Below are 18,984 nucleotides of genomic sequence, written 5' to 3'. Positions count from 1 at the left end.
TTTCCATCCAGGCGGGGAAAGAAGGGACGCATGCGGCTCGCACGCGTCCCCAGTGCGGGAGGAGAGATCCCGTTAGTTCTTGGCCTGGTAGTCCGCGAGATTGGCGGGGGTCACGAGCTCGAACGGGATCCAGACTTTCTGGTCCACGGCTTCGCCACGCGCCAGCTTGAGGGCGGCATCGACCGAGCCCTGGCCCTGGCCGGCAGCGTTCTGGAACACCGTGACATCGAGGTCGCCCGCCGCCATGGCCGCCAGCGCGTCCTGCGTGGCATCGACGCCGCCGATCACCACCGAGTCCATGGCCCGGCCGGAGGCCTTGAGGGCCTGGATGGCGCCGATCGCCATCTCGTCATTGTTGGCGACGACAGCATCGAACTGCAGGCCGGCGGAGAGCCAGTTGGTCATCAGGTCGGAGCCCTGCGTACGCGACCAGTTGGCGGTCTGCTCCTCCACGATCTTGAGACCGGAGCACTCCGGCGTTGCCAGCACGTCGTGCACGTCGGCGGTCCGCTGCACGGCTGCCTGGTTGGAGAGCTCGCCCATCATCACGACGATGTTGCCCTTGCCGCCCAAGAGCTTGCAGACCTCCTTGGTCTCGAGCGTGCCGCTATCGACTTCGTTCGACGCGACGAACGCGGCGTTGTCGGGCAGCGCGTCGACGTCGATCGGTTGGCGGTTCACATAGACCAGCGGGATCTTGGCGTCGGCGGCAAGCTTGGTCATCGCCGCGGTGGCCGAAGTATCCACCGGGTTGACGATGATGGCGTCGACGCCGGAGGCGATGAAGTTCTGGATCTGGCTCAACTGCTTGGCCACATCGTTCTGCGCGTCCTCGACCTGCAGGTTCACCCCGTCGAGCGTTTTCGCATAGTCGATCATGCCGTTGCGCAGCACGGTGAGGAAGTTGTCGTCGAACAGAGCCATGCTGACGCCGACATTCTCGGCCATCGCGGTTCCGGTCATCAGTGCCAGCGCGAGGCCGGCCAGAATGGTCTTCTTCAATTCGATATCCTCCACTTTGCGGCGTCCGGCGGCGCCTGAACATGCCGGAGGCCCCCTCCCTGAGGGCCCGGTCGTGAGGCAGCTAGGCCGCCTGGGCGGCGAGTTGCCCCCTGACGAACTCGATGCTCTTGCTGATGGCAGCGGCCGGATCGGTCAGCGTTCTCAGCTCGTCGGCGAACGGCTCGAACGAGAAGGGACCGCGATAGCCGGCGGCGGTGAGGGCAGCGATCTGCTCGACGTTGCCAATGCGATCGCGTGCATCGACGAGGACGCGGTGAGCATCGCGCATGTCGCGGATCGCGACGTTCGGATCATCGACGCCGGAGATGTGGACGAGGCCGGTGAACTCCGGGAACAGGTCCGGCTCCCCCGCCAGATGGTGGTGGAACGTGTCGTGAGTGACGCGGAATACGTTCTCGCCCAGCACTGTCCGGATGGCTTGCACCGCCTCGCGCTTCGAACGCAGGCTGCAAATCTCGAAGCCCAGCGGCTCGACGAGCCCGATGATCCCGGCATCTTCCAGCATCGGCTTCAGCGCGGTCAGTGCGGTGCGGACATTGGCCTGACGCTCGCCGTCACCGCGGCCAGAGCCATCGTTCACGGGCACAAGGATCAGCGCCGCCGCGTCGCAATCCCGAGCGTATTGGATGAGAGCCCGCGCCTCGCGCTCACGCTCCGAGGTCCAGTCGTTGAAACGCTGCAGCGCGTTGATGGTGAGGATCGAGACGCCAGCCGCTTCAGCCTTTGCCCGCACGGTCGCAGCCGAGGCGCCGTCGAGGATCGCCTGGCCGGCGATGTCGTTGCGGATTTCGACGCCAGTCAGGCCCAGCGATCGCGCCAGCCTGAAGAAAGAGACCAGGTCGAGCTGCGGCGCGACCATATGATTGAGGGCGAAGTCGATCGTTGACGACATGGCGGCAGTCCTCCCCTCCGGCTGCGCGTTCTTGTGCGCGTTCTGCCGGCCAAGATGGAACGTTTGTAACATTCCAATTGGTGTTTAGACTGCCCGTTCCATTCCGGAAGTGTCAAACCGGAAGATTGTTTCCTATCACGAACCTATCATTGCCCATCATTTTGGTGATGATAGGCGATGACGGAAACTTCAGGGTTCAGATGTTCTCGCTGATATAGAGGTCTGCCGGTAGCAGGACCTGGGTCATGCCGCGCTGCGGCTCGGACACGGCCTGCGCCAGGACCTCGACCGTTCGCTGGGCCAGCGCCGGAACCGGCGTTCCCAGGACCAGGTCGATAACGCCATCGATGAGCGCCTGCCGGGTTACCGGCGTGAGCTCGTTGCAGACCGTGACGATGCGCCGTCCCCTGGCCTCTTCGCGCAGGGCCCGCACCAGCCCCTCCTCGCCGCCGCCACAGCAGTAGATCCCGACGAGATCCGGATGCGAGGTCACGAGGTCGATGACCGCCTCGTAGCAGAGCTGGTGGTCATCGAGGTTCACCACCGGCTCGAGCAGAGTGAATTGCGGCGCATTCTCCCGCATGTAGCTGCGAAAGCTGATCTCCGACGTCTCCTGGCTGAGATAGCGATGACTGCCGATCACGATGCCGACCTTGCCTGCCTCCGGCGACAGCCGGGAGATCGCCCAGGCGGCAGTGCGCCCCGACTTATGCCGATCGGCCATCAGGCAGCCGGCCCGGTTGGGCGCCGTCACGTCGGTGATCAGCGTCACCACCGGCTTGCCACTGGCAGCGAGTTCGCCGATCGCCTCGTTGACGATCGGATGGTCGACGGCAACGACAGCGACGGCATCCACGCGTGGCGCGATCTCGCGCAGGCGTGCGGCGATGCTCGACGGCACGATCTCGTCTATATGCTCGACGATGGCGCGGCCCTGGATAAAGCTGGCGCTGCGCGTCGCCTCGATGAGAGCCTCCGCAAGCGCTGTGTAGTAGGCGTTGCGGCGCTGCAGCAGGAACCCGAACGTGCGCTGCGGCACCTCGTTCAGCCGCTGCTTCAACAGGCCCGTTGCGTGATAGCCGATCGCTTCAGCCGCCTCGACCACGCGCAGCGCTGTCGCCTCGCGGACGGGTAGGCGTCGGTTCAGCACACGGTCCACTGTGGCCACGCTCACGCCGGCGACATCGGCGAGATCGGCAATGGTTGGTCGCTTCATCGTGGCACGTTCCGCTCATTGGCTGATGGGGCAGATGATTGTTTCTGATAGAATACATCATGGCGGCGTTGCGCCACAACGACTATTGCGGGTAGCCGTTGCTCGACGTTGCCGGTCCATCCGGCAGTGTGGAGGAGACGATGACGAACCCAACAACGACCAGGCGCGACTACAGCCTGTTCGGGCCTGACGCCCAACGCGCCGTGGAAAGCGGCCTCGCTGCCGCCGAGTGGTACCACACCGATGTGCCGCGCAAGCAGATGAAGGAGCTGATGCAGCGCTCGGATGCGCCCGCCATCCGCGACACCATCATATGGCTGGGCCTGATGGCTATCTTTGCGGCCGGCGGCATCTACTTCTGGGGCTCGTGGTGGGCCGTGCCGCTCTTCCTCGCCTATGGCGTGCTCTACGGCTCGGCCACAGACTCGCGCTGGCACGAATGCGGCCACGGCACAGCGTTCAAGACGCAGTGGATGAACCGCGCCGTCTATCAGCTCGCGTGCTTCATGATCATGCGCAACCCGGTGACCTGGCGCTGGAGCCACGCCCGGCACCACACCGACACGGTTATCGTCGGGCGCGATCCCGAGATCGCGGTGATGCGGCCGCCGGACCTGTTGCGGCTCATCGCCAACTTCGTCGGCCTCTACGACGCCTGGTTCGCGATCGGCGACATGCTGCGCAACGCCGCCGGCAACCTCAGCTCGGCCGAAAAGAGCTTCATCCCTGAGATGGAGCAGCACAAGGTGATCCGCGTCGCCCGGATCTGGCTCGCGATCTACGCCGTGGTGATCGGCCTCGCCCTGTACATGCAGTCGATCCTGCCGCTGATGCTGGTCGGGCTGCCCCGGCTCTACGGCGCCTGGCACCACGTGATGACCGGGCTGTTGCAGCATGGCGGGCTGGCCGAGAACGTCACCGACCACCGGCTCAATTCGCGCAGCGTCCTGATGAACCCGATCAGCCGGTTCATCTACTGGAACATGAACTACCACGTGGAGCACCACATGTTCCCGATGGTGCCCTACCACGCGCTGCCCAGGCTGCACGAGGCGATCAAGCATGACCTGCCGGCGCCGACCCCGTCCGTTCTCGCCGGCTATCGCGAGATGATCCCGGCCTTCCTGCGCCAGCTGAAATACGAGGACTATTTCCTCAAGCGCGAGCTGCCGCCGACGGCCAAACCGTACCGCGAAGAGCTGCACGCTGCGCCAGTGCCGGCCGCAGCCGAATAGACGAACTGACTGGGAGGAGAGCCCGATGGGCCAGTGGGTACAAGCCTGCAGCGTGGACGATGTCGACGAGGAGGACCTGATCCGCTTCGATCACGCCGGGCGGGTGTTCGCCATCTACAAGAGCCCCGACGGCGAGTTCTTCGCTACGGACGGCATCTGCACGCACGAGCATGCGTTCCTGTCGGACGGGCTTGTCATGGGCGACGTGATCGAGTGCCCCAAGCACAATGGCCGCTTCAGCTACAAGACCGGCGTGGCGAAGAGCGCCCCGGCCTGCGTCAACCTCGTGACCTATCCGGTGAAGGTCGAGGACGACGCGGTCCTCGTGGAGATCGGTTGAGCCATGCGCGCCGGCATGGTCATCGTTGGAGCGGGCGAATGCGGATTGCGCGCTGCCCTTGCCCTGCGCAGCAAGGGCTATGACGGCCCCATCGACCTGATCGGCTCCGAGCCGCATCTCCCCTACGAGCGCCCGCCGCTGTCGAAGGCTGTCCTCGCCACAGACGATGCGCCGGCGCGGTTCGTGACGCATCGCGACCAACTGGCTGAGGCGCGGATCACGCATCGGGTAAGCCTCGTCACCGCCATCGACCGACACCGCAAACGGATCAGCCTCGGCGACGGCGACACCCTTGCATACGATCGGCTGCTGCTTGCCACCGGAGCGCGACCGCGCAAGCTCATGCACGAAGGGATCTACATCCCCGGCATCGCCTATCTGCGCACGATCGACGACTGCGTCTCGCTACGCGATCGCCTGCCGCAAGGCGCGGAGCTCCTTGTCCTCGGGGGCGGCTTTCTCGGTCTCGAGATCGCTGCGACGGCCCGCGACCGCGGTGCGAAAGTGACCGTTATCGAGACGCAGCCGCGCATCCTCATGCGCGGCGTCCCCGAGGCGATCGCTGAAGTGGTTGCGGCGCGGCACGCCATGGCCGGCGTCGAGATCCATTGCGGCACGCCCGTCGAGCGCATCGATACCAACGCCACCGACGCAGCGGTCACGCTCGCCGACGGCCGCACCTTCCTCGGCGACCTGCTGGTCGCGAGTATCGGTGCAGTCCCCAATGCCGAGCTTGCGGCGGCGGCAGGCCTCACCGTCGATAACGGCATCGTCGTCGATACCCGGCTTGCGACGACCGACCCCGACATCTTTGCCGCCGGCGATTGCTGCGCCTTTCCGCTCGCGAGCCGCGATGGCCGCATCGTGCGCCTCGAATCCTGGCGCAACGCCACCGACCAGGCCGAAATCGCCGCCGCCAACATGCTGGGCGAGGCGACACAGCATTCGGCCGTGCCCTGGTTCTGGTCCGATCAGTACGACCTCACGCTGCAGGTCGCCGGCCTCGCCGATCCGGACCACAAGACTGTCCGCCGCGATCTCGGCGATGGCGCCTTCATTCTGTTCCATCTCGACGAGGGCGGCCGGCTGCTGGCCGCCAGTGGCATCGGGGTGGGCGGCGCCGTCGCACGCGACATCCGGCTTGCCGAAATGCTGATCGCACGCGGCACGCGGCCGGATCCGATACTGTTGGCCCGAGCCGACGCGAAATTGAAAACGATGCTCGCCGCCTGACGAAGATCGGGGGAGTTCGACAAACGGGAGAGTTGAGACATGCAGTTCGCCAAGTTCAGGGATGACGCCACCCGCGTCAGCCGGCTGGGGTTCGGCGCAATGGGCTTTGCGGGCTGGTTCGGCGCGCAAAGCGACAGAGAACACGTGCACGCCCTGCACCTCGCCATGGAGCGCGGAGTGAACTTCATCGACACGGCACGTGCCTACGGTGAATCCGAGCGCATCGTCGGTGTCGCCATCAAGGAGTGGAGCGGCCTCCGACCGTTCGTCGCCACCAAGGTCGCGGGCTTGGCCGGACAGCGCCAATGGGGCACGCCGGTCGACGTGAACGCGGCTTATCCAAAAGGTCACTGCACCGCCGATTGCGAGCGGTCGCTCAGGACGCTGGGGCTCGAGCAGATCGACCTACTGCAGCTGCACACCTATTGGGCCTCCTGGGGCACTTCCGGTCATTGGCTGGACGAGCTGCAGAGGCTCAAGGAGCAGGGCAAGGTGCGCTATATCGGGGTATCGATCCCCGATCACCGCTCCGACATGGCGCTGGCACTGGCGCAAAACGGCGCGATCGACAGCATCCAGACCATCATCAACATCTTCGATCCGCTGGCGCTCGAGATGCTGGTGCCGGCCTGTGCCGCCAACTCCGTGGCAGTGATTGCGCGCTGCGTCCTCGATGAGGGCGGGCTCACGGGCTATCTGCAGCGCGACACCCGGTTCGAGCCGGGCGATTTCCGCGATGGCTATTTCGATCTATCGGTGCCGCGAGAGGCCTACATTGCCAAGGTCGATCGCCTGCGCCGCTACATCCCGAAATACGCCTCTTCTCTTGCCGCCCTCGCTCTACGCTTCGTGCTGCAGCACCCCGGCGTCACCACCGCCATTTCCTCGATGCATGTGCCGCAGCACGCGCAGATGAATATCGACGCGGTCGCCGAGGGCCCGCTACCCGACGAGGTCTTCACCGAGCTGTTCGAAAAGCACCGCTGGACGAAGAACTTCGCCGACTTCAAGAACTTCGGCTTGCTCGAGGACGCCTGACGGATTGTCCCGTCGACCGAGGGCTAGCTCAGCGGGCCGCCTTGTTCCTTGACCATCTGGACCAGTCGCTTGAAGACACTGGCGCTCTGGCGGATGCCGTCATGCTCGAACTCGTTGGTGATCCACGGCGTGAGGTTGCCGACCTCCGAGGCGGTCTCGAGCGACAGCCCGGCATCGACATAGAGATCGTCATGATAGACGACCGCCGCGACGGGAACGTCGTTCGCCGTCAGGCGGGCGGGGTCGTAGAGCGGTAGATATGTCTCTCTTTTGGCGAGGGCCTCGGTGGCCGCGCGGAAGGGACGGAGAGAGCGGATTTCCTCGAACATCCACGGGAACATCATCTCGCCGGTGAACAGCAGCGGCCGGGCCGCCGGCGAGAACTCGGGATGGTTGAGGCGTTCGCGCTCGGCGGCCCAATTGGTGGCGCCGGCATTGTGGCCGTAAATGCTCTCCTGCAAGGCGGCGAAGAGCGGGCCACCGTCGTAGCTGGTCTCGCTCATGATCGTCGCAAGGAAATGGTCCGAGAGATGCTCGGGTGAAGAGAATGCCTCGTCGATCAACCAATGGATGTTCTCGAGCCCGGGTCCCATGCCCAGGTCGATGCCGACGATCTGGAGGCGCCTGACCGTCAGCCGGTCGCCGTCCGGCAACCGCACATCATTGGCATCGATGAAATCGGCCAGAGCGGCAACGCGGGCCACATCGTCGGGGTAGCGCTTGTAGAAGCGCGCCGATTTGGCCGCGGCGCGTGGGTAGGTGCGACGATAGACTTCTTCGGCCGATGGCCTGAGGCTCCCGAGACCGCCGGCGACGTAGCAGGCGCCAAGGGCGTCGGGGTAGCGCGACAGGTAGGTGAGGGTCAAAAAGCCGCCGTAGCTTTGCCCGAGCGACTCCCAGCGCTTGCCGGCGAAAAGCGTCTTCCGCACATGCTCGAAGTCATCGACGATCGAATCGGCGCGGAACTTGACGAGATAGTCCGCACCGGCTGCGCCATCGGCGAACTGCGCCATCGTCGCGGCCTCGATGCGGGTGGAGCGTCCGGTGCCGCGTTGATCGGGGAGGATGACGCGATGGGTTTTCAGCGCCTCGGCGAGCCACGATGGGCTGCCGGCGGTGGGACGTGGCGACTTGCCCCCGGGGCCGCCCTGGAGAAACACCAGCAGCGGCAGATTGTCAGCCTTCTTGGTCGGGTCGACGACTTCGCGCACGAACACTTCGATCATGGGCGAGCTGGTCGGATCGGCCCAGTCGAGCGGCACCGGAACCAGATGGTCGCGAATGTGCATGCCGGGAATGGTGTATTCGGCGACTGGCATGTCGGTCTTTCCTAGCGGACGCGCGGGTCGAGCAAAACGTAGATGATGTCGACGGCGATGTTGGCAATGACGATGAAGAAGCCGCCCAGGAGGACGACGCCGATAATGATGGGCCGATCGAGATTGGCCACGGCCTGCACGGCCAGCGCGCCCACGCCCTGAAGCCCATAAACCTGCTCGATGACGATGGCACCGCCCAGCAGCAGCGCGACATCGGCGCCGAGCTGGCTGACGAGCGGCGTCAGCGTCGCGCGCATGGCGTGCTTCCAGACGACCTTGCGCTCACTGAGGCCCTTGGCGCGGGCGGTGCGGATGTAGTCCTCGCCCATCACCTCGAGCATCTGCCCGCGCGTCAATCGCGCATAGACGGCCGAGGTAGTGAGAGCGAGTGTCGACCATGGCAGGATCAGGTGCCAGGCCCAGATTGCAGGGTTGGGCAGGAATGGCTTGAAACCGCCCGCAGGGAGCAAAGTGAAGCCCGCCTGTCGCGGCAGGAAATAGAACAGGTAGAGCGACACCATGCCGAGGACGAAGGTTGGAAAGCTCAGCCCGATGAGGATGAAGCCCTGCCCCACCCGATCGCGCAGACCTCCCGCATGCCGTGCCGACATGATGCCGACGGGAATGCCCACTGCAAGCCAGACGATGACGCCGCCGATGACCAGCGAAAGGGTCGCCGGCAGCCGGTTGATGATCAGTTTCGCGACCGGCTGCTGGTTGCGATACGAGAAGCCGAGATCGCCGTGGAGCGCATTGCCGATGAAGCGGACATATTGCTCGGTGATGGGGCGATCGAGTCCGAGATTGGTGCGGATCTGGATGAGCTGCGTTTCGGTCGCCTTGTCGCCGGCGATCATGCGGGCGGGATCGCCGGGCGCGATGAAGAACAGGAAGAAGACGAAGACGCTGAGCGCGAACAGCACCAGTGCGCCGAACATCACGCGGCCGGCGAGAAAGCGGATCATGGCTTCGTCCTCACCTGGCCTACCACCCGCCTGCCCTTCGGATCGAGCGCATCGCGGAGCCCATCGCCGAGGATGTTGAAGGCCAGCGTGGTGAGGAGCAGGGCCAGACCGGGAATCAGCACCAGCCACCAGGCGACGAGATAGATCGAGTTCGCGGCGGCATCGGCGAGCATCCCGCCCCAGCTTGGCGCCGGAGGCACGATACCCATGCCGAGGAAGGACAGCGTGGCCTCGAAGACGATCGAGCCGGGGATCATCATGGTCGTGTAGACGATGATGGGCACGCTGAGATTGGGCAGGATGTCGACGAACATGATCGACAGCGGCCCTGCCCCCAGCGAGCGGCTCGCTTCCACGAACTCCTGCCGGCGCAGCGAGATCACCTGGCCGCGGATGACGCGGCCCATCGTGGTCCAGCTGAAAAAGACGATAACGCCGATGCTGAGAGAGAGGCTGGGCCCGAAGACGGAAACCAGCGCGAGGGCGCAGAGCAGGAACGGCACGCTCATCACGAGGTCCATGGCGCGGCTCAGCACCGTGTCGACCCAGCCACCGAAGAAGCCGGCGACCATGCCGACCGTGACGCCAACGACGGCGGCGGCAAGTGCCGCGAGAATGCCGACGGTCAGCGATACGCTCGCCCCATACGCGAGGCGCACCAGCACGTCGCGGCCAAGATGATCGGTACCGAAGACGAACTCGCTGTTGGGCGCGACCGGCAGGCCCATGGGTGACAGGCCGGTGTCGCGATACTGCTCGATCGGCGAGTGGCCTGTGGCCGACGCGATCAGCGGCGCGGAGAAGGCGAAGATCACCGTGAGGATGATGAAGCAGAAGGCGGCAACGCTCGCCGGATCGCGCAAGAGGCGGCGCAGGGTGAGCGCGAGCGAGCTGCGCTGGACAACGGGGGAGGCCGCGCCGACGCTCATGCCAGCTCCGTGGCGACGGAGGTGACGAGGCGGCGACCGGCAACCGGATGGCGCGGCGGCGGTGAGACCGATGCGGCAAGCAGCGTGCGCGTATAAGGATGCTGGGGCGCGGCGTAGAGCGTTTCGGTGTCCGCCATCTCGACGATCCGGCCCGCCTCCATCACCGCGACACGGTCGCAGACATGCCGCACCACGGCGAGGTCGTGCGAGATGAAGAGGTAGGTCAGGCCCAGCTGTTCTTGCAGTGAGCGCATGAGGTTGAGGATCTGCGCCTGGATGGAGACATCGAGCGCGGAGACCGGCTCGTCATAGATGATCAGGGCGGGGTTGAGCGCCAGCGCCCGGGCGATGCCGATGCGCTGCCGCTGGCCGCCGGAGAATTCGGAGGGGAAGCGGTTGTAGTGCTCCGGATTGAGGCCGACCAGTTCCATCAGGCGCTGTACTTCGGTCTTGCGCTCGGGACCCGAGGCGATGCCGTGGATGCGGAATGGATCGCCGATGATGGCGCCGACGCGCCGGCGTGGATTGAGGGCGCCGTAGGGGTTCTGGAACACGAGCTGGACTTGCCGCCGCAGCGCCTGCCAGGCGGCGGTATCGAGCGTTGAGATGTCCTGTCCGAGCAGCGTGACGCGACCGGCGGTCATCGGGATGAGCCCCGCGATGACGCGCGCCAGCGTGGACTTGCCGCAGCCGCTCTCGCCCACCAGTCCCAGTGTCGCTCCGCGCCGCAGTTCGAGGTTGATGCCCTTGAGGACTTCGACCTCCTGCCCCCGCCAGAGCGGCCCGCCGCCCCGGAAGCTCAGGCGCACCCCTTCCACGGTGACGACGACATCGGAGGATTCGACTTTGCCTTGGCTTGCCGACGCTGGGACGGCGGCGGGCACGGGCGTGGTTTCCAGCCAGCATAAGGCTTCGAGGCCGTCGCTATAGACGCGAAGCGGCGGCGGCATGCTGCAGGCCGGCATCGCGCTCGAGCAGCGCGGCGCGAATACGCAGCCGGTCGGGTTCTGCAGCAGGCTCGGTGGGCGGCCCGGGATCGGCACCAGCTCGGCACCGGCCGCGTAGTTGGATGGCGACGAGGCAAGCAGGCCCGCCGTGTAGGGATGGCTTGGTGCCGCAAAGAGCGGCGCACTCGGCCCGATCTCCATGCGGCGCCCGGCATACATCACCATGATGTGGTCGGCGACACTCGACAGCAGCCCGAGATCGTGGGTGATCATGATCACCGTGGTACCCAGTTCGCGGCGCATCTCGTCGAGCAGGGCCACGACCTGTGCCTGTACGGTAACGTCGAGCGCTGTGGTCGGTTCGTCGGCGATCACCAGCGGCGGCCGCAGCACCAGCGCCATGGCGATCATCACGCGCTGCCGCATGCCGCCGGAGAACTGATGCGGAAAATGATCGTACCGCTCGTCGGGCGAAGTGATGCCGACGCGCGCAAGGATATCGACGACGCGCCGGCGCGCCGCTTCGCGCGACACCTTCTCATGGGCGTGGATCATCTCGGCGACCTGGCTGCCCACCGAGTAGTAGGGATGAAGGCTCGACATCGGATCCTGAAAGATCATGCCGATGCGGGAGCCTCGTATCGATTGCTGCTCACGCTGCGACAGATCGAGGAGACTTCGACCTTCGAACAGCACCTCGCCGCTGACGCGCGCCATGGGCAACAGACCGAGGATCGACTGGGCCAGAACGCTCTTTCCGGAGCCGGACTCGCCGGCGATACCGAACAGCTCGCCAGCCTCGATCGAGAACGAGACATCGCGGACCGCGTGGATGATGCCGTCTTCGGTTGGGATATCGACGCTGAGATGCCGCGCTTCCAGAACAGCCAAGCCACGCACTCCGCTAGCGAGGAGAGACCCGCGCACCTCATGGGCGCGCGGGCGTGCCTTCAGATCAGAGCCTAGCGTTGCAGCCAGACATTGGTCCAGTCACCCTGGACGCCCAGCGAGTAGGGCTCGAAACCCTGCACCGCGGCTCCATGATAGAGCACGATGAGGTTGGCGATGAGCGGAACTACGGGCGCGTCGGCCATGACCAGTTCGTCGACCTGCCCCCAGAGCTTGCCGACTTCTTCGGCGGTCGGCGCATTGATGGCCTGGTCGGCCAGCGCGTTCGCCTTGTCGTTGTTGTAGTCGGTGTAGTTGTAGGTCTGGTGCGTGCCGTCGTAGCTGAACTGGGGCTGGAACACGGAGCGCGCGGCGCCACCGGCCCAGTCGGGCGTCCAGCCCACGGGCGCGATGTCCCAGGTGCCGTCCTTGGTGTTCACCGGGTTGGTCATGAACTTCGAATAGTAGTCGGAAGCGGTGACCGGGGTGAGCTCGAGGGTGATGCCCGCACGTGCCATCGAGGCCTGGATGGTCTGGGCGATGTTGGGCTCGATGCCCTTGTTGCGGTACGGCATCTTGAGGGTGATGCCGTTGGGGAAGCCGGCCTCGGCGAGCAGCGCCTTGGCCTTTTCCGGATCACCCTTGTCGCCATCGGACGGATAGAGGTTGAACTCGTGATAGCCCAGCACACCGACACCGAAGATGCCGTTGACCGGCTTGGCGATCTCGGGGCCGCCCTGCTGTTGCACCACCGCCGCCTTGTCGACGGCATAGTTCAGCGCTTGGCGGACGCGCAGGTCCTTGAGCGCGCCATTGTTGTTGCCCGAGACGGTGTTGATGAAGATGAAATTGGTGTTGCCTGACGACACCGTCACCAGCTTGTCGTCGCCTGCAGCGATCAGCGTCTGCAGCACGGCCGGCGGAATGGTGACGTCATAGGTCATGTCGCCATCGCCCGACTGCAATTGCTGCATGATGGCATCGACGGTGAGCCCAAAGGTGAGTTGGATCTCATCGACATAGGCTTTGCGCAGCGGATCGCTGTCGGCTTTCCAGGATGGATTGCGCACCAGCTGCATCGAGCTGTCCGGCGTGTATTCGGCCGGGGTATAGGGGCCGCTGGCGATGAAGTTGGCGCGGTAGTCCGGGCCATCCGGCATGTAGTCGAGAACTTCGACCGGAGCCGGCGCGGAAGTGGGCAGCGACAGCATGAAGATGAAGTCGCCGGCACGCTGCTTGAGCTTGATGACGATGGTTTCGTCGTCCGGCGTCTCGATGCCGGGGATGTCGTTGCCTTCGATATAGGCCTTCATGGCCTCGACGGTCGGCTCGACCTTGGCAAACCCGTCGCAGAACTCGGCGAGGCCCGCGATCAGACCCGTATAGTAGGTCAGCGCCGCCGAGCCCAGGGCCGGGTTGCACATGCGTTTGACGCCACGCTCGAAATCGGCCGAGGTGATCTGGCGGGCGCCGGACGCCGCATTCCACATCGCGCCCTGGCGCAGCTTGAACGTGTAGGTCAGCCCATCGTCGGTGGGCTGCGGGACTTCCGTCGCGAGGTCACCCTCGGGCGTCACGCGGACCAGCTCGTCATTGGACGATTTGTAGGAGATCAGCTGGCGCGTCGTGGCGCGCAGGAAGTTATTCGACGTGACGAGAGCCGCCGAGGTTGGATCGAAATGGTCAATATCCTCGGTGCCCAGAATGCGCAGTACCCCACCCGCTTCCTGTGCGGAGGCCGTTAGCGCCGGGATTGAACAGGCGCCAGCCAGCAGCCCTACGAGCGCCAGCCGCGACAACAGTCTCGAACGTCCCATGAAGACCCTCCTGTGTTTTTCGGCGCGATCGTCCCTGCTGGGCCGTCGCTGCCGGTCGCATACTTGTCCGCTCCCAAATTCACGTCAAGCGTATTGTCGACATCTTGCCGACAGAAGATCGCGGCCCTATGAGTGGGGCTCGTGACCGTTGTCGAACGGTGCCTTCACAGTCCCGAGGTTCAGATGAACAAGAGCGATTTTCGCGGCGTACTTCCCGCCCTCACCACCAAGCTCAAGGCCGATCAGGAGGTGGATTATGCGGGCGTGAGAGCCGACGTCGCCTTCCAGATCGAGGCGGGCGTCGACGGCGTCATCATGTGCGGATCGCTCGGCGAAGCGAGCAGCCTCGTGCGCGAAGAAAAGCTGGCGATCGCGCGGGCGGCGATCGAGGAAGCGGCCGGTCGGGTCCCGGTACTGCTGACCATTGCCGAGGACTCGACGCGCGCCGGCGCCGAACTCGCCGCCGAGGCAGCCAAGGCCGGCATCGAGGGTCTGATGGTGCTGCCCGCCATGCGCTACCTCGCCGATGACCGCGAGGTGGTCACCCATTACCGCGCCATCGCCGCGGCCTCGCCATTGCCCATCATCATCTACAACAACCCCCTCGCCTACGGCATCGATATCAATGCCGCGATGCTGCAGGAGATGTCGGACGAACCCAAATTCGTCGCCATCAAAGAGTCGACCGGTGACACGCGGCGCATCAACGAAACACTCAACGCCGTCGGCGATCGCTACCAACTTCTCACAGGCGTCGATGACCTTGCGCTCGAGAGTCTTATCCTCGGCTGCAGCGGGTGGATTGCCGGCCTCGTCGTCGCCTTTCCGCATGAGACCGTCGCGATCTACAAGCTCGTGCAACAGGGCCGGATCGCCGAGGCACTAGAAATCTACCGCTGGTTCCTGCCGCTCCTGCACATGGATATCGGCCCGAAATTCGTCCAGAACATCAAGCTGGTCGAGCACATCGTCCGCGGCACCTCGCCCCTTGTGCGCCAGCCTCGCCTGCCATTGATCGGTGCCGAGGAGGCGCATGTACGCAAGGTCACGGAAACCGGCCTCAAGAACCGGCCGAACCTCGCCCGCTACGGCTTCTGACGATGGCCACGAACGACGTTCTCCCGCTTCTGAGGCGCCATCTATCCTCGGTTGGGCTCGATGGCATGGTGGTTCCCCGCTTCGACGCCCATCAGGGCGAGAGCGTTGCGCCACACGACGAGCGCCTGCGCCATGTGACCGGCTTCAGTGGTTCAGCCGGCATCGCACTGGTGCTCGCCAACCGGGCGGTGATCTTCGTCGATGGCCGCTACCAGGTTCAGGTGCGCAAGGAGATCGATCTGGGGGCCATCGAGATCGCGCATTTCTACGATTTCCCCATCGAGCGCTGGATCGCTGAGAATTTGCCGCGCGGCAGCCGCATTGGCGTCAACGCGATGCTGGTGCCATCGGAACTCTACGGGAAGCTCGAGCGCGCCGTAACGGAGGCCGGCGGCTCGCTGGTCCTCGTCGACGGCGATCCTGTCGATGCGATCTGGGCCGACCAACCGCCACCGCCGATGGGCCGCATCTCGAACTTCCCGTTGGGCTTTGCGGGTGAAACTTCGCAGAGTAAGCGCCGGCGGATCGGCGAGCGACTGGCCGAACTGGGCGCCGACCTCATGGTCGAGACCCAGCCGGACAATATTGCGTGGCTGCTCAACGTGCGAGGCAGCGATATCGCCCACATGCCGATGCCGCATTCCTTCGTGCTGCTCGACCGCACCGGCAACACCGAGTGGTTCGTCGCCGAGGGCAAGCTGCCCAATGATCGGAGCGAATACGAGCTTGATGGCGTCGATATCCGCGACCCGGCGGCACTGCTGCCCACACTGGAGAAGCGCTCCGATGGTCAGGCCGTGCTGGTCGACCCGACCTTCGCATCCGCGGCGGCCGGGCTGTCGGTCACCCGCGGCAATGGTCGCATCGTCGGAGCAATCAGCCCGATCACGGTTGCCAAAGCGCTCAAGAACCCTGCCGAGTTGCAGGGCTTCCGCGATTCCCACGTGGCGGACGGCATTGCCTGGACGGAGTTCATGACCTGGCTTCACGACAATGTTGCGGGGCGTCATGCATCAGGCCGGCCCATCACTGAACTCGAGGCGGAAGACAAGATCCTCGAGTTCCGCCAGCAGGGCGCGAACTTCGTTGAGGCGAGCTTCCATACCATCGCGGCGTCCGCCGCCAACGCCGCCATGTGCCACTACAGTTCGAGCGACGCGACCAATACGGCAATCACCGCGGCGGCGCCCTTCCTGCTCGATTCCGGCGGGCAGTATCTCGGGGGCACCACCGATGCGACGCGCACCACTGCTTTCGGCCCGGTCGCCGATGACGTGCGCAGCGCCTACACGGCGGTGCTGAAGGGCTTCATCGCGCTCATGATCGCGCAATTCCCCAAGGGCACGACGGGCCATCAGCTCGATGCGCTGGCGCGCCGCCCACTATGGGACCTGGGGCTCGATTTCGATCATGGGACCGGGCACGGCGTCGGCCACTACCTTGCCGTACATGAGCATCCCCATCGCTTCGGCAAGACACACAACCCCCATGCCCTCGAAGCGGGCGTGATCATGACGATCGAGCCGGGCTATTATCGCGAGGATGCGTTCGGCCTCAGGATCGAGAACGAGGTGGAAACGGTGGCCGGCAGCAACGGCTTCCTCCGCTTCGAGACATTGACGCTGGTGCCGATTGACCTGTCGCTGGCCGATCTCGATGCACTGACGCGCAGCGAGGTCACCTTTCTCGACGCGTACCATGCGCGTGTGCGCAGCGTGCTGTGGGATGGCCTGTCCGAGGCCGCGCGACGGCGGGTCGAACGCTGGACCGCACCGGTCGCGGAGCAGCGCGCCTAGCGCTCCATGTCTTCGAGCGGCACCTGCGTCACCGTTTCGCGCGCAAGGTAACTGCGGATCTGCTGCACGATCTGGGCGGCATGCGCACTCGCCAGCCGGTCGCACAGCTCGGCGTCGCCCGCTTCGATTGCGCCGACGATGGCGTCGTGCTCGGCGACATATTGCTGGGGCAGCTTGTCGCCGAACGATTGGTAATAGAGGCGCAGGATGCGCCTGCCCTCGTCCAGCAGCCGCGTGAACAGCGCGGTGAAGTAGTCGTTGCCACCCGCCTCGGCGATGGCGACGTGGAAGTCGCGGTTCGACACGATCATGCCGACGGCGTCACGACGATTGACAGCTTCGGCGAAAGCCGCCTGATGGCCACGGATCGCGACCATGTGCTCCTCGCCGTGGTGAACCGCAGCCGAGCGCGTGGTCACACGATACATCAGCGTCAGCGCCTCGAAGTAGATCGGCAGGCGGACGAAATCGATGACCGACACGATGGTGCTGCGGTTGGGCAAGGTGGTCACGAGGCCGTCGGCTGCAAGGCGAACCAGCGCCTCTCGGATCGGGCTGCGCGACATGTCGAACTGCGTCGACAGGCTCACCTCGTCCAGCGGACTGCCGGGCTCCAGCTCAAGGTCGAGAATGGCGTGCCGGAGCGTCTCGTAGACGATGCGCGAGCCGTGGCCACGCGAGCGAGCGGGTTTCTCCGCCCCTGTCTCGGACACTCTGGCCTTACCCACCTGTGTGGCTGGCACGTTCAACTCCCTGCCTCATGCGACTCCTCTATGCCGAAGGCACTCGTCTCACAACTACCTCGGCACGTGCGAAAATATGCGAAATATCGAGAAATCAATTTCTCGAATGTGCGAAAATAGTGACGCGTGTTCATCGACTCTCGGTTCGACCCATTGCTAGCGTCTTGGTAGCCAGGCGCCACATGGGGCGCCGGTCCACGGAGGGAGTGCGAAATGAGAAAAAGGTATCTTGCCAGCTTTTCGCTAGGCTTGCTGCTGGCGGGGGCCGCGATCGGCCAATCCGCAGCCGAAGAAATCAACCTATGGGTGCGTACGTCGTCGGGAGCCGTGCTTCAGGCCCTGGCCGACCAGTTCAATGCCAGCCATGAGGACAAGGTCGTCATCACGCAGATCACTGCCGAGCAGATGGTGACCAAGCTCGGCGCCTCGATCGCCGCCGGCGCACCGCCGGACGGCGCAGTGCTCGACCTGATCTATCTGCCGACCTTCGCGGCTACCGACAGCCTCGAGGACATCACCGACTTCATCGACGGCCTGTCCTACGCCAACAGCATGAGCCCGTCGCACTTGCGTCTGGGCACCTACAATGGCCGGAAATACGCTGTGCCGACGCTGCCGGATGCCTCGGTCATCGCTTACAACAAGGATCTGTTCGCGAAGGCCGGCCTCGATCCCGAGAAGGGACCGACCTCGCTCAAGGAAGTTGCTGCCGATGCAGCCAAGGTCCGCGCCCTCAGCGACGACATCTACGGCTTCTTCTTCGTCGCCCCGTCGGGCAGCTGGCAGGTCTACACCTTCACGCCGCACGTGTGGGCGGCGGGCGCCGACATCCTCTCCGCCGACGGTCGCACTGCCACGATCGACACGCCGGAACTGCGCGCCGTCCTCGGCCTCTACAACCAGATGTGGAAGGATGGTTCCATCCACCCGACCTCGCGCTCAGGCAATGGCAGCGACGCCGTCGCGGCCTTCGCGTCGGGCAAGGTCGGCGTGCTGATGACCGGCTCGTACATCGTCAACCTGCTCACCAGCCAGTATCCGGACGTGAACTTCGGCATCGTGCCGATCTCGGGTCCGGATGGCGGGCAGTCGAGCTTTGCCGGCGGCGATGCCCTTACGCTGATGAAGGGCATCTCGCCCGAGAAGAAGGCGGTCGCCGAAGCTTTCGTCGACTTCTACATGCAGCCCGCCCAGCAGGTGTTCATCACCAAGGAATCGGGCATGCCGCCGCGCACCGACGTGGCCGACGAGGCCTATGCGCAGTTCGATCCGCGCAACCTCATCGCCTACAACATGCTGGCCAATGCCAAGACCCCCTACACGTTTGCGTCGGACGAGCTTTTCGTCAGCCGCACGGGTCCGTGGCTCAACCTGCTCAATCGCGCAATCTTCGATGGCGACATCGATGGGGCGATCGCGGCCGGCCAGGCCGAGTTCACCAAGATCCTCGACCGGACCAACCCCGAGTAAGTCCTCCCGGACGGGGTCGGCGCTTCGGCGCCGGC

At 64.9% G+C, this 18,984-nt stretch carries 16 protein-coding genes; 7 read left to right on the top strand and 9 right to left on the bottom strand.

The genetic code is table 11. The features are described 5' to 3' along the window. Nucleotides 1–72: 72 nt before the first annotated feature. From AC1DWU_RS15365 to AC1DWU_RS15355, 3 genes are all read right to left on the bottom strand, one after another. A complete protein-coding gene (locus AC1DWU_RS15365) occupies nucleotides 73–1,002 on the bottom strand; it encodes a sugar ABC transporter substrate-binding protein (protein ID WP_477150873.1) in 930 nt (309 codons plus the stop codon). 82 nt (nucleotides 1,003–1,084) lie between these two features. Continuing rightward, complete coding sequence (locus tag AC1DWU_RS15360; RefSeq protein ID WP_477150872.1) at nucleotides 1,085–1,915, bottom strand: TIM barrel protein; 831 nt, start codon at nucleotides 1,913–1,915, stop codon at nucleotides 1,085–1,087. A 196-nt stretch (nucleotides 1,916–2,111) separates the two neighbouring features. Continuing rightward, complete coding sequence (locus AC1DWU_RS15355; RefSeq protein WP_477150871.1) at nucleotides 2,112–3,131, bottom strand: LacI family DNA-binding transcriptional regulator; 1,020 nt, start codon at nucleotides 3,129–3,131, stop codon at nucleotides 2,112–2,114. A gap of 140 nt (nucleotides 3,132–3,271) precedes the next feature. On the opposite strand from AC1DWU_RS15355, the gene AC1DWU_RS15350 reads away from it, so the two are divergent. Genes AC1DWU_RS15350 through AC1DWU_RS15335 form a run of 4 tightly spaced genes read left to right on the top strand, consistent with a single transcriptional unit; the run spans nucleotide 3,272 to nucleotide 6,977 of the window. Next, nucleotides 3,272–4,366: a fatty acid desaturase family protein gene (locus tag AC1DWU_RS15350; protein ID WP_477150870.1), complete on the top strand. Its 1,095-nt coding sequence runs from the start codon at nucleotides 3,272–3,274 to the stop codon at nucleotides 4,364–4,366. 25 nt (nucleotides 4,367–4,391) lie between these two features. Continuing rightward, nucleotides 4,392–4,706 carry a MocE family 2Fe-2S type ferredoxin gene (locus tag AC1DWU_RS15345; RefSeq protein ID WP_477150869.1) on the top strand — a complete coding sequence of 105 codons (315 nt, stop codon included), beginning with the start codon at nucleotides 4,392–4,394 and terminating at the stop codon, nucleotides 4,704–4,706. A gap of 3 nt (nucleotides 4,707–4,709) precedes the next feature. Next, nucleotides 4,710–5,939, top strand: coding sequence for an NAD(P)/FAD-dependent oxidoreductase (locus AC1DWU_RS15340; protein WP_477150868.1), 1,230 nt, complete (start codon nucleotides 4,710–4,712; stop codon nucleotides 5,937–5,939). A 39-nt stretch (nucleotides 5,940–5,978) separates the two neighbouring features. Continuing rightward, entirely contained in the window at nucleotides 5,979–6,977 is a 999-nt protein-coding gene (locus tag AC1DWU_RS15335) for an aldo/keto reductase (protein ID WP_477150867.1), read from the top strand. A 23-nt stretch (nucleotides 6,978–7,000) separates the two neighbouring features. Here AC1DWU_RS15335 and AC1DWU_RS15330 read toward each other — a convergent pair whose 3' ends face one another. The 5 genes from AC1DWU_RS15330 to AC1DWU_RS15310 all read right to left on the bottom strand — a co-directional run bounded on the left by AC1DWU_RS15330 (nucleotide 7,001) and on the right by AC1DWU_RS15310 (nucleotide 13,842). After that, entirely contained in the window at nucleotides 7,001–8,296 is a 1,296-nt protein-coding gene (locus AC1DWU_RS15330) for an alpha/beta fold hydrolase (protein ID WP_477150866.1), read from the bottom strand. Nucleotides 8,297–8,307: 11 nt separating this feature from the next. Next, complete coding sequence (locus AC1DWU_RS15325) at nucleotides 8,308–9,261, bottom strand: ABC transporter permease (RefSeq protein WP_477150865.1); 954 nt, start codon at nucleotides 9,259–9,261, stop codon at nucleotides 8,308–8,310. Beyond that, entirely contained in the window at nucleotides 9,258–10,190 is a 933-nt protein-coding gene (locus tag AC1DWU_RS15320) for an ABC transporter permease (RefSeq protein ID WP_477150864.1), read from the bottom strand. The genes AC1DWU_RS15325 and AC1DWU_RS15320 overlap by 4 nt, the downstream gene beginning before the upstream one ends. Then, nucleotides 10,187–12,028 (bottom strand): ABC transporter ATP-binding protein, encoded by a 1,842-nt coding sequence (locus AC1DWU_RS15315; RefSeq protein WP_477150863.1) that lies wholly within the window; start codon nucleotides 12,026–12,028, stop codon nucleotides 10,187–10,189. Before AC1DWU_RS15315 ends, AC1DWU_RS15320 begins: the two co-directional genes overlap by 4 nt. A 71-nt stretch (nucleotides 12,029–12,099) precedes the next feature. Further along, on the bottom strand, nucleotides 12,100–13,842 hold the full coding sequence (locus AC1DWU_RS15310) for an ABC transporter substrate-binding protein (protein ID WP_477150862.1): 1,743 nt from the start codon (nucleotides 13,840–13,842) through the stop codon (nucleotides 12,100–12,102). 183 nt (nucleotides 13,843–14,025) lie between these two features. Between AC1DWU_RS15310 and AC1DWU_RS15305 the strand changes: the two genes are divergently transcribed. Together AC1DWU_RS15305 and AC1DWU_RS15300 are read left to right on the top strand one after the other, a co-directional pair. Then, nucleotides 14,026–14,940: a dihydrodipicolinate synthase family protein gene (locus tag AC1DWU_RS15305; protein WP_477150861.1), complete on the top strand. Its 915-nt coding sequence runs from the start codon at nucleotides 14,026–14,028 to the stop codon at nucleotides 14,938–14,940. 2 nt (nucleotides 14,941–14,942) lie between these two features. Then, nucleotides 14,943–16,736, top strand: a complete 1,794-nt coding sequence (locus tag AC1DWU_RS15300; protein ID WP_477150860.1) for an aminopeptidase P family protein — start codon at nucleotides 14,943–14,945, stop codon at nucleotides 16,734–16,736. Here AC1DWU_RS15300 and AC1DWU_RS15295 read toward each other — a convergent pair. Next, entirely contained in the window at nucleotides 16,733–17,449 is a 717-nt protein-coding gene (locus tag AC1DWU_RS15295) for a GntR family transcriptional regulator (protein WP_477150859.1), read from the bottom strand. The two genes, AC1DWU_RS15300 and AC1DWU_RS15295, sit on opposite strands and share 4 nt — an antisense overlap. 243 nt (nucleotides 17,450–17,692) lie before the next feature. Here AC1DWU_RS15295 and AC1DWU_RS15290 point away from each other — a divergent pair, with 243 nt between their 5' ends. Next, nucleotides 17,693–18,949: an ABC transporter substrate-binding protein gene (locus AC1DWU_RS15290; RefSeq protein WP_477150858.1), complete on the top strand. Its 1,257-nt coding sequence runs from the start codon at nucleotides 17,693–17,695 to the stop codon at nucleotides 18,947–18,949. Nucleotides 18,950–18,984: the final 35 nt, after the last annotated feature.

This window comes from Devosia sp. P2_G7, from assembly GCF_056403495.1.
Note: the sequence above shows the minus strand (reverse complement) of the source record. Positions and strands in the feature narration are given on the sequence as shown.

What these genes read in the sequence shown, in the direction of transcription:
- AC1DWU_RS15360 (WP_477150872.1), bottom strand. Translation starts at nt 1,915, where the DNA reads ATGTCGTCAACGATCGACTTCGCCCTCAATCATATGGTCGCGCCGCAG.
- AC1DWU_RS15355 (WP_477150871.1), bottom strand. Translation starts at nt 3,131, where the DNA reads ATGAAGCGACCAACCATTGCCGATCTCGCCGATGTCGCCGGCGTGAGC.
- AC1DWU_RS15350 (WP_477150870.1), top strand. Translation starts at nt 3,272, where the DNA reads ATGACGAACCCAACAACGACCAGGCGCGACTACAGCCTGTTCGGGCCT.
- AC1DWU_RS15345 (WP_477150869.1), top strand. Translation starts at nt 4,392, where the DNA reads ATGGGCCAGTGGGTACAAGCCTGCAGCGTGGACGATGTCGACGAGGAG.
- AC1DWU_RS15340 (WP_477150868.1), top strand. Translation starts at nt 4,710, where the DNA reads ATGCGCGCCGGCATGGTCATCGTTGGAGCGGGCGAATGCGGATTGCGC.
- AC1DWU_RS15335 (WP_477150867.1), top strand. Translation starts at nt 5,979, where the DNA reads ATGCAGTTCGCCAAGTTCAGGGATGACGCCACCCGCGTCAGCCGGCTG.
- AC1DWU_RS15330 (WP_477150866.1), bottom strand. Translation starts at nt 8,296, where the DNA reads ATGCCAGTCGCCGAATACACCATTCCCGGCATGCACATTCGCGACCAT.
- AC1DWU_RS15325 (WP_477150865.1), bottom strand. Translation starts at nt 9,261, where the DNA reads ATGATCCGCTTTCTCGCCGGCCGCGTGATGTTCGGCGCACTGGTGCTG.
- AC1DWU_RS15320 (WP_477150864.1), bottom strand. Translation starts at nt 10,190, where the DNA reads ATGAGCGTCGGCGCGGCCTCCCCCGTTGTCCAGCGCAGCTCGCTCGCG.
- AC1DWU_RS15310 (WP_477150862.1), bottom strand. Translation starts at nt 13,842, where the DNA reads ATGGGACGTTCGAGACTGTTGTCGCGGCTGGCGCTCGTAGGGCTGCTG.
- AC1DWU_RS15305 (WP_477150861.1), top strand. Translation starts at nt 14,026, where the DNA reads ATGAACAAGAGCGATTTTCGCGGCGTACTTCCCGCCCTCACCACCAAG.
- AC1DWU_RS15300 (WP_477150860.1), top strand. Translation starts at nt 14,943, where the DNA reads ATGGCCACGAACGACGTTCTCCCGCTTCTGAGGCGCCATCTATCCTCG.
- AC1DWU_RS15290 (WP_477150858.1), top strand. Translation starts at nt 17,693, where the DNA reads ATGAGAAAAAGGTATCTTGCCAGCTTTTCGCTAGGCTTGCTGCTGGCG.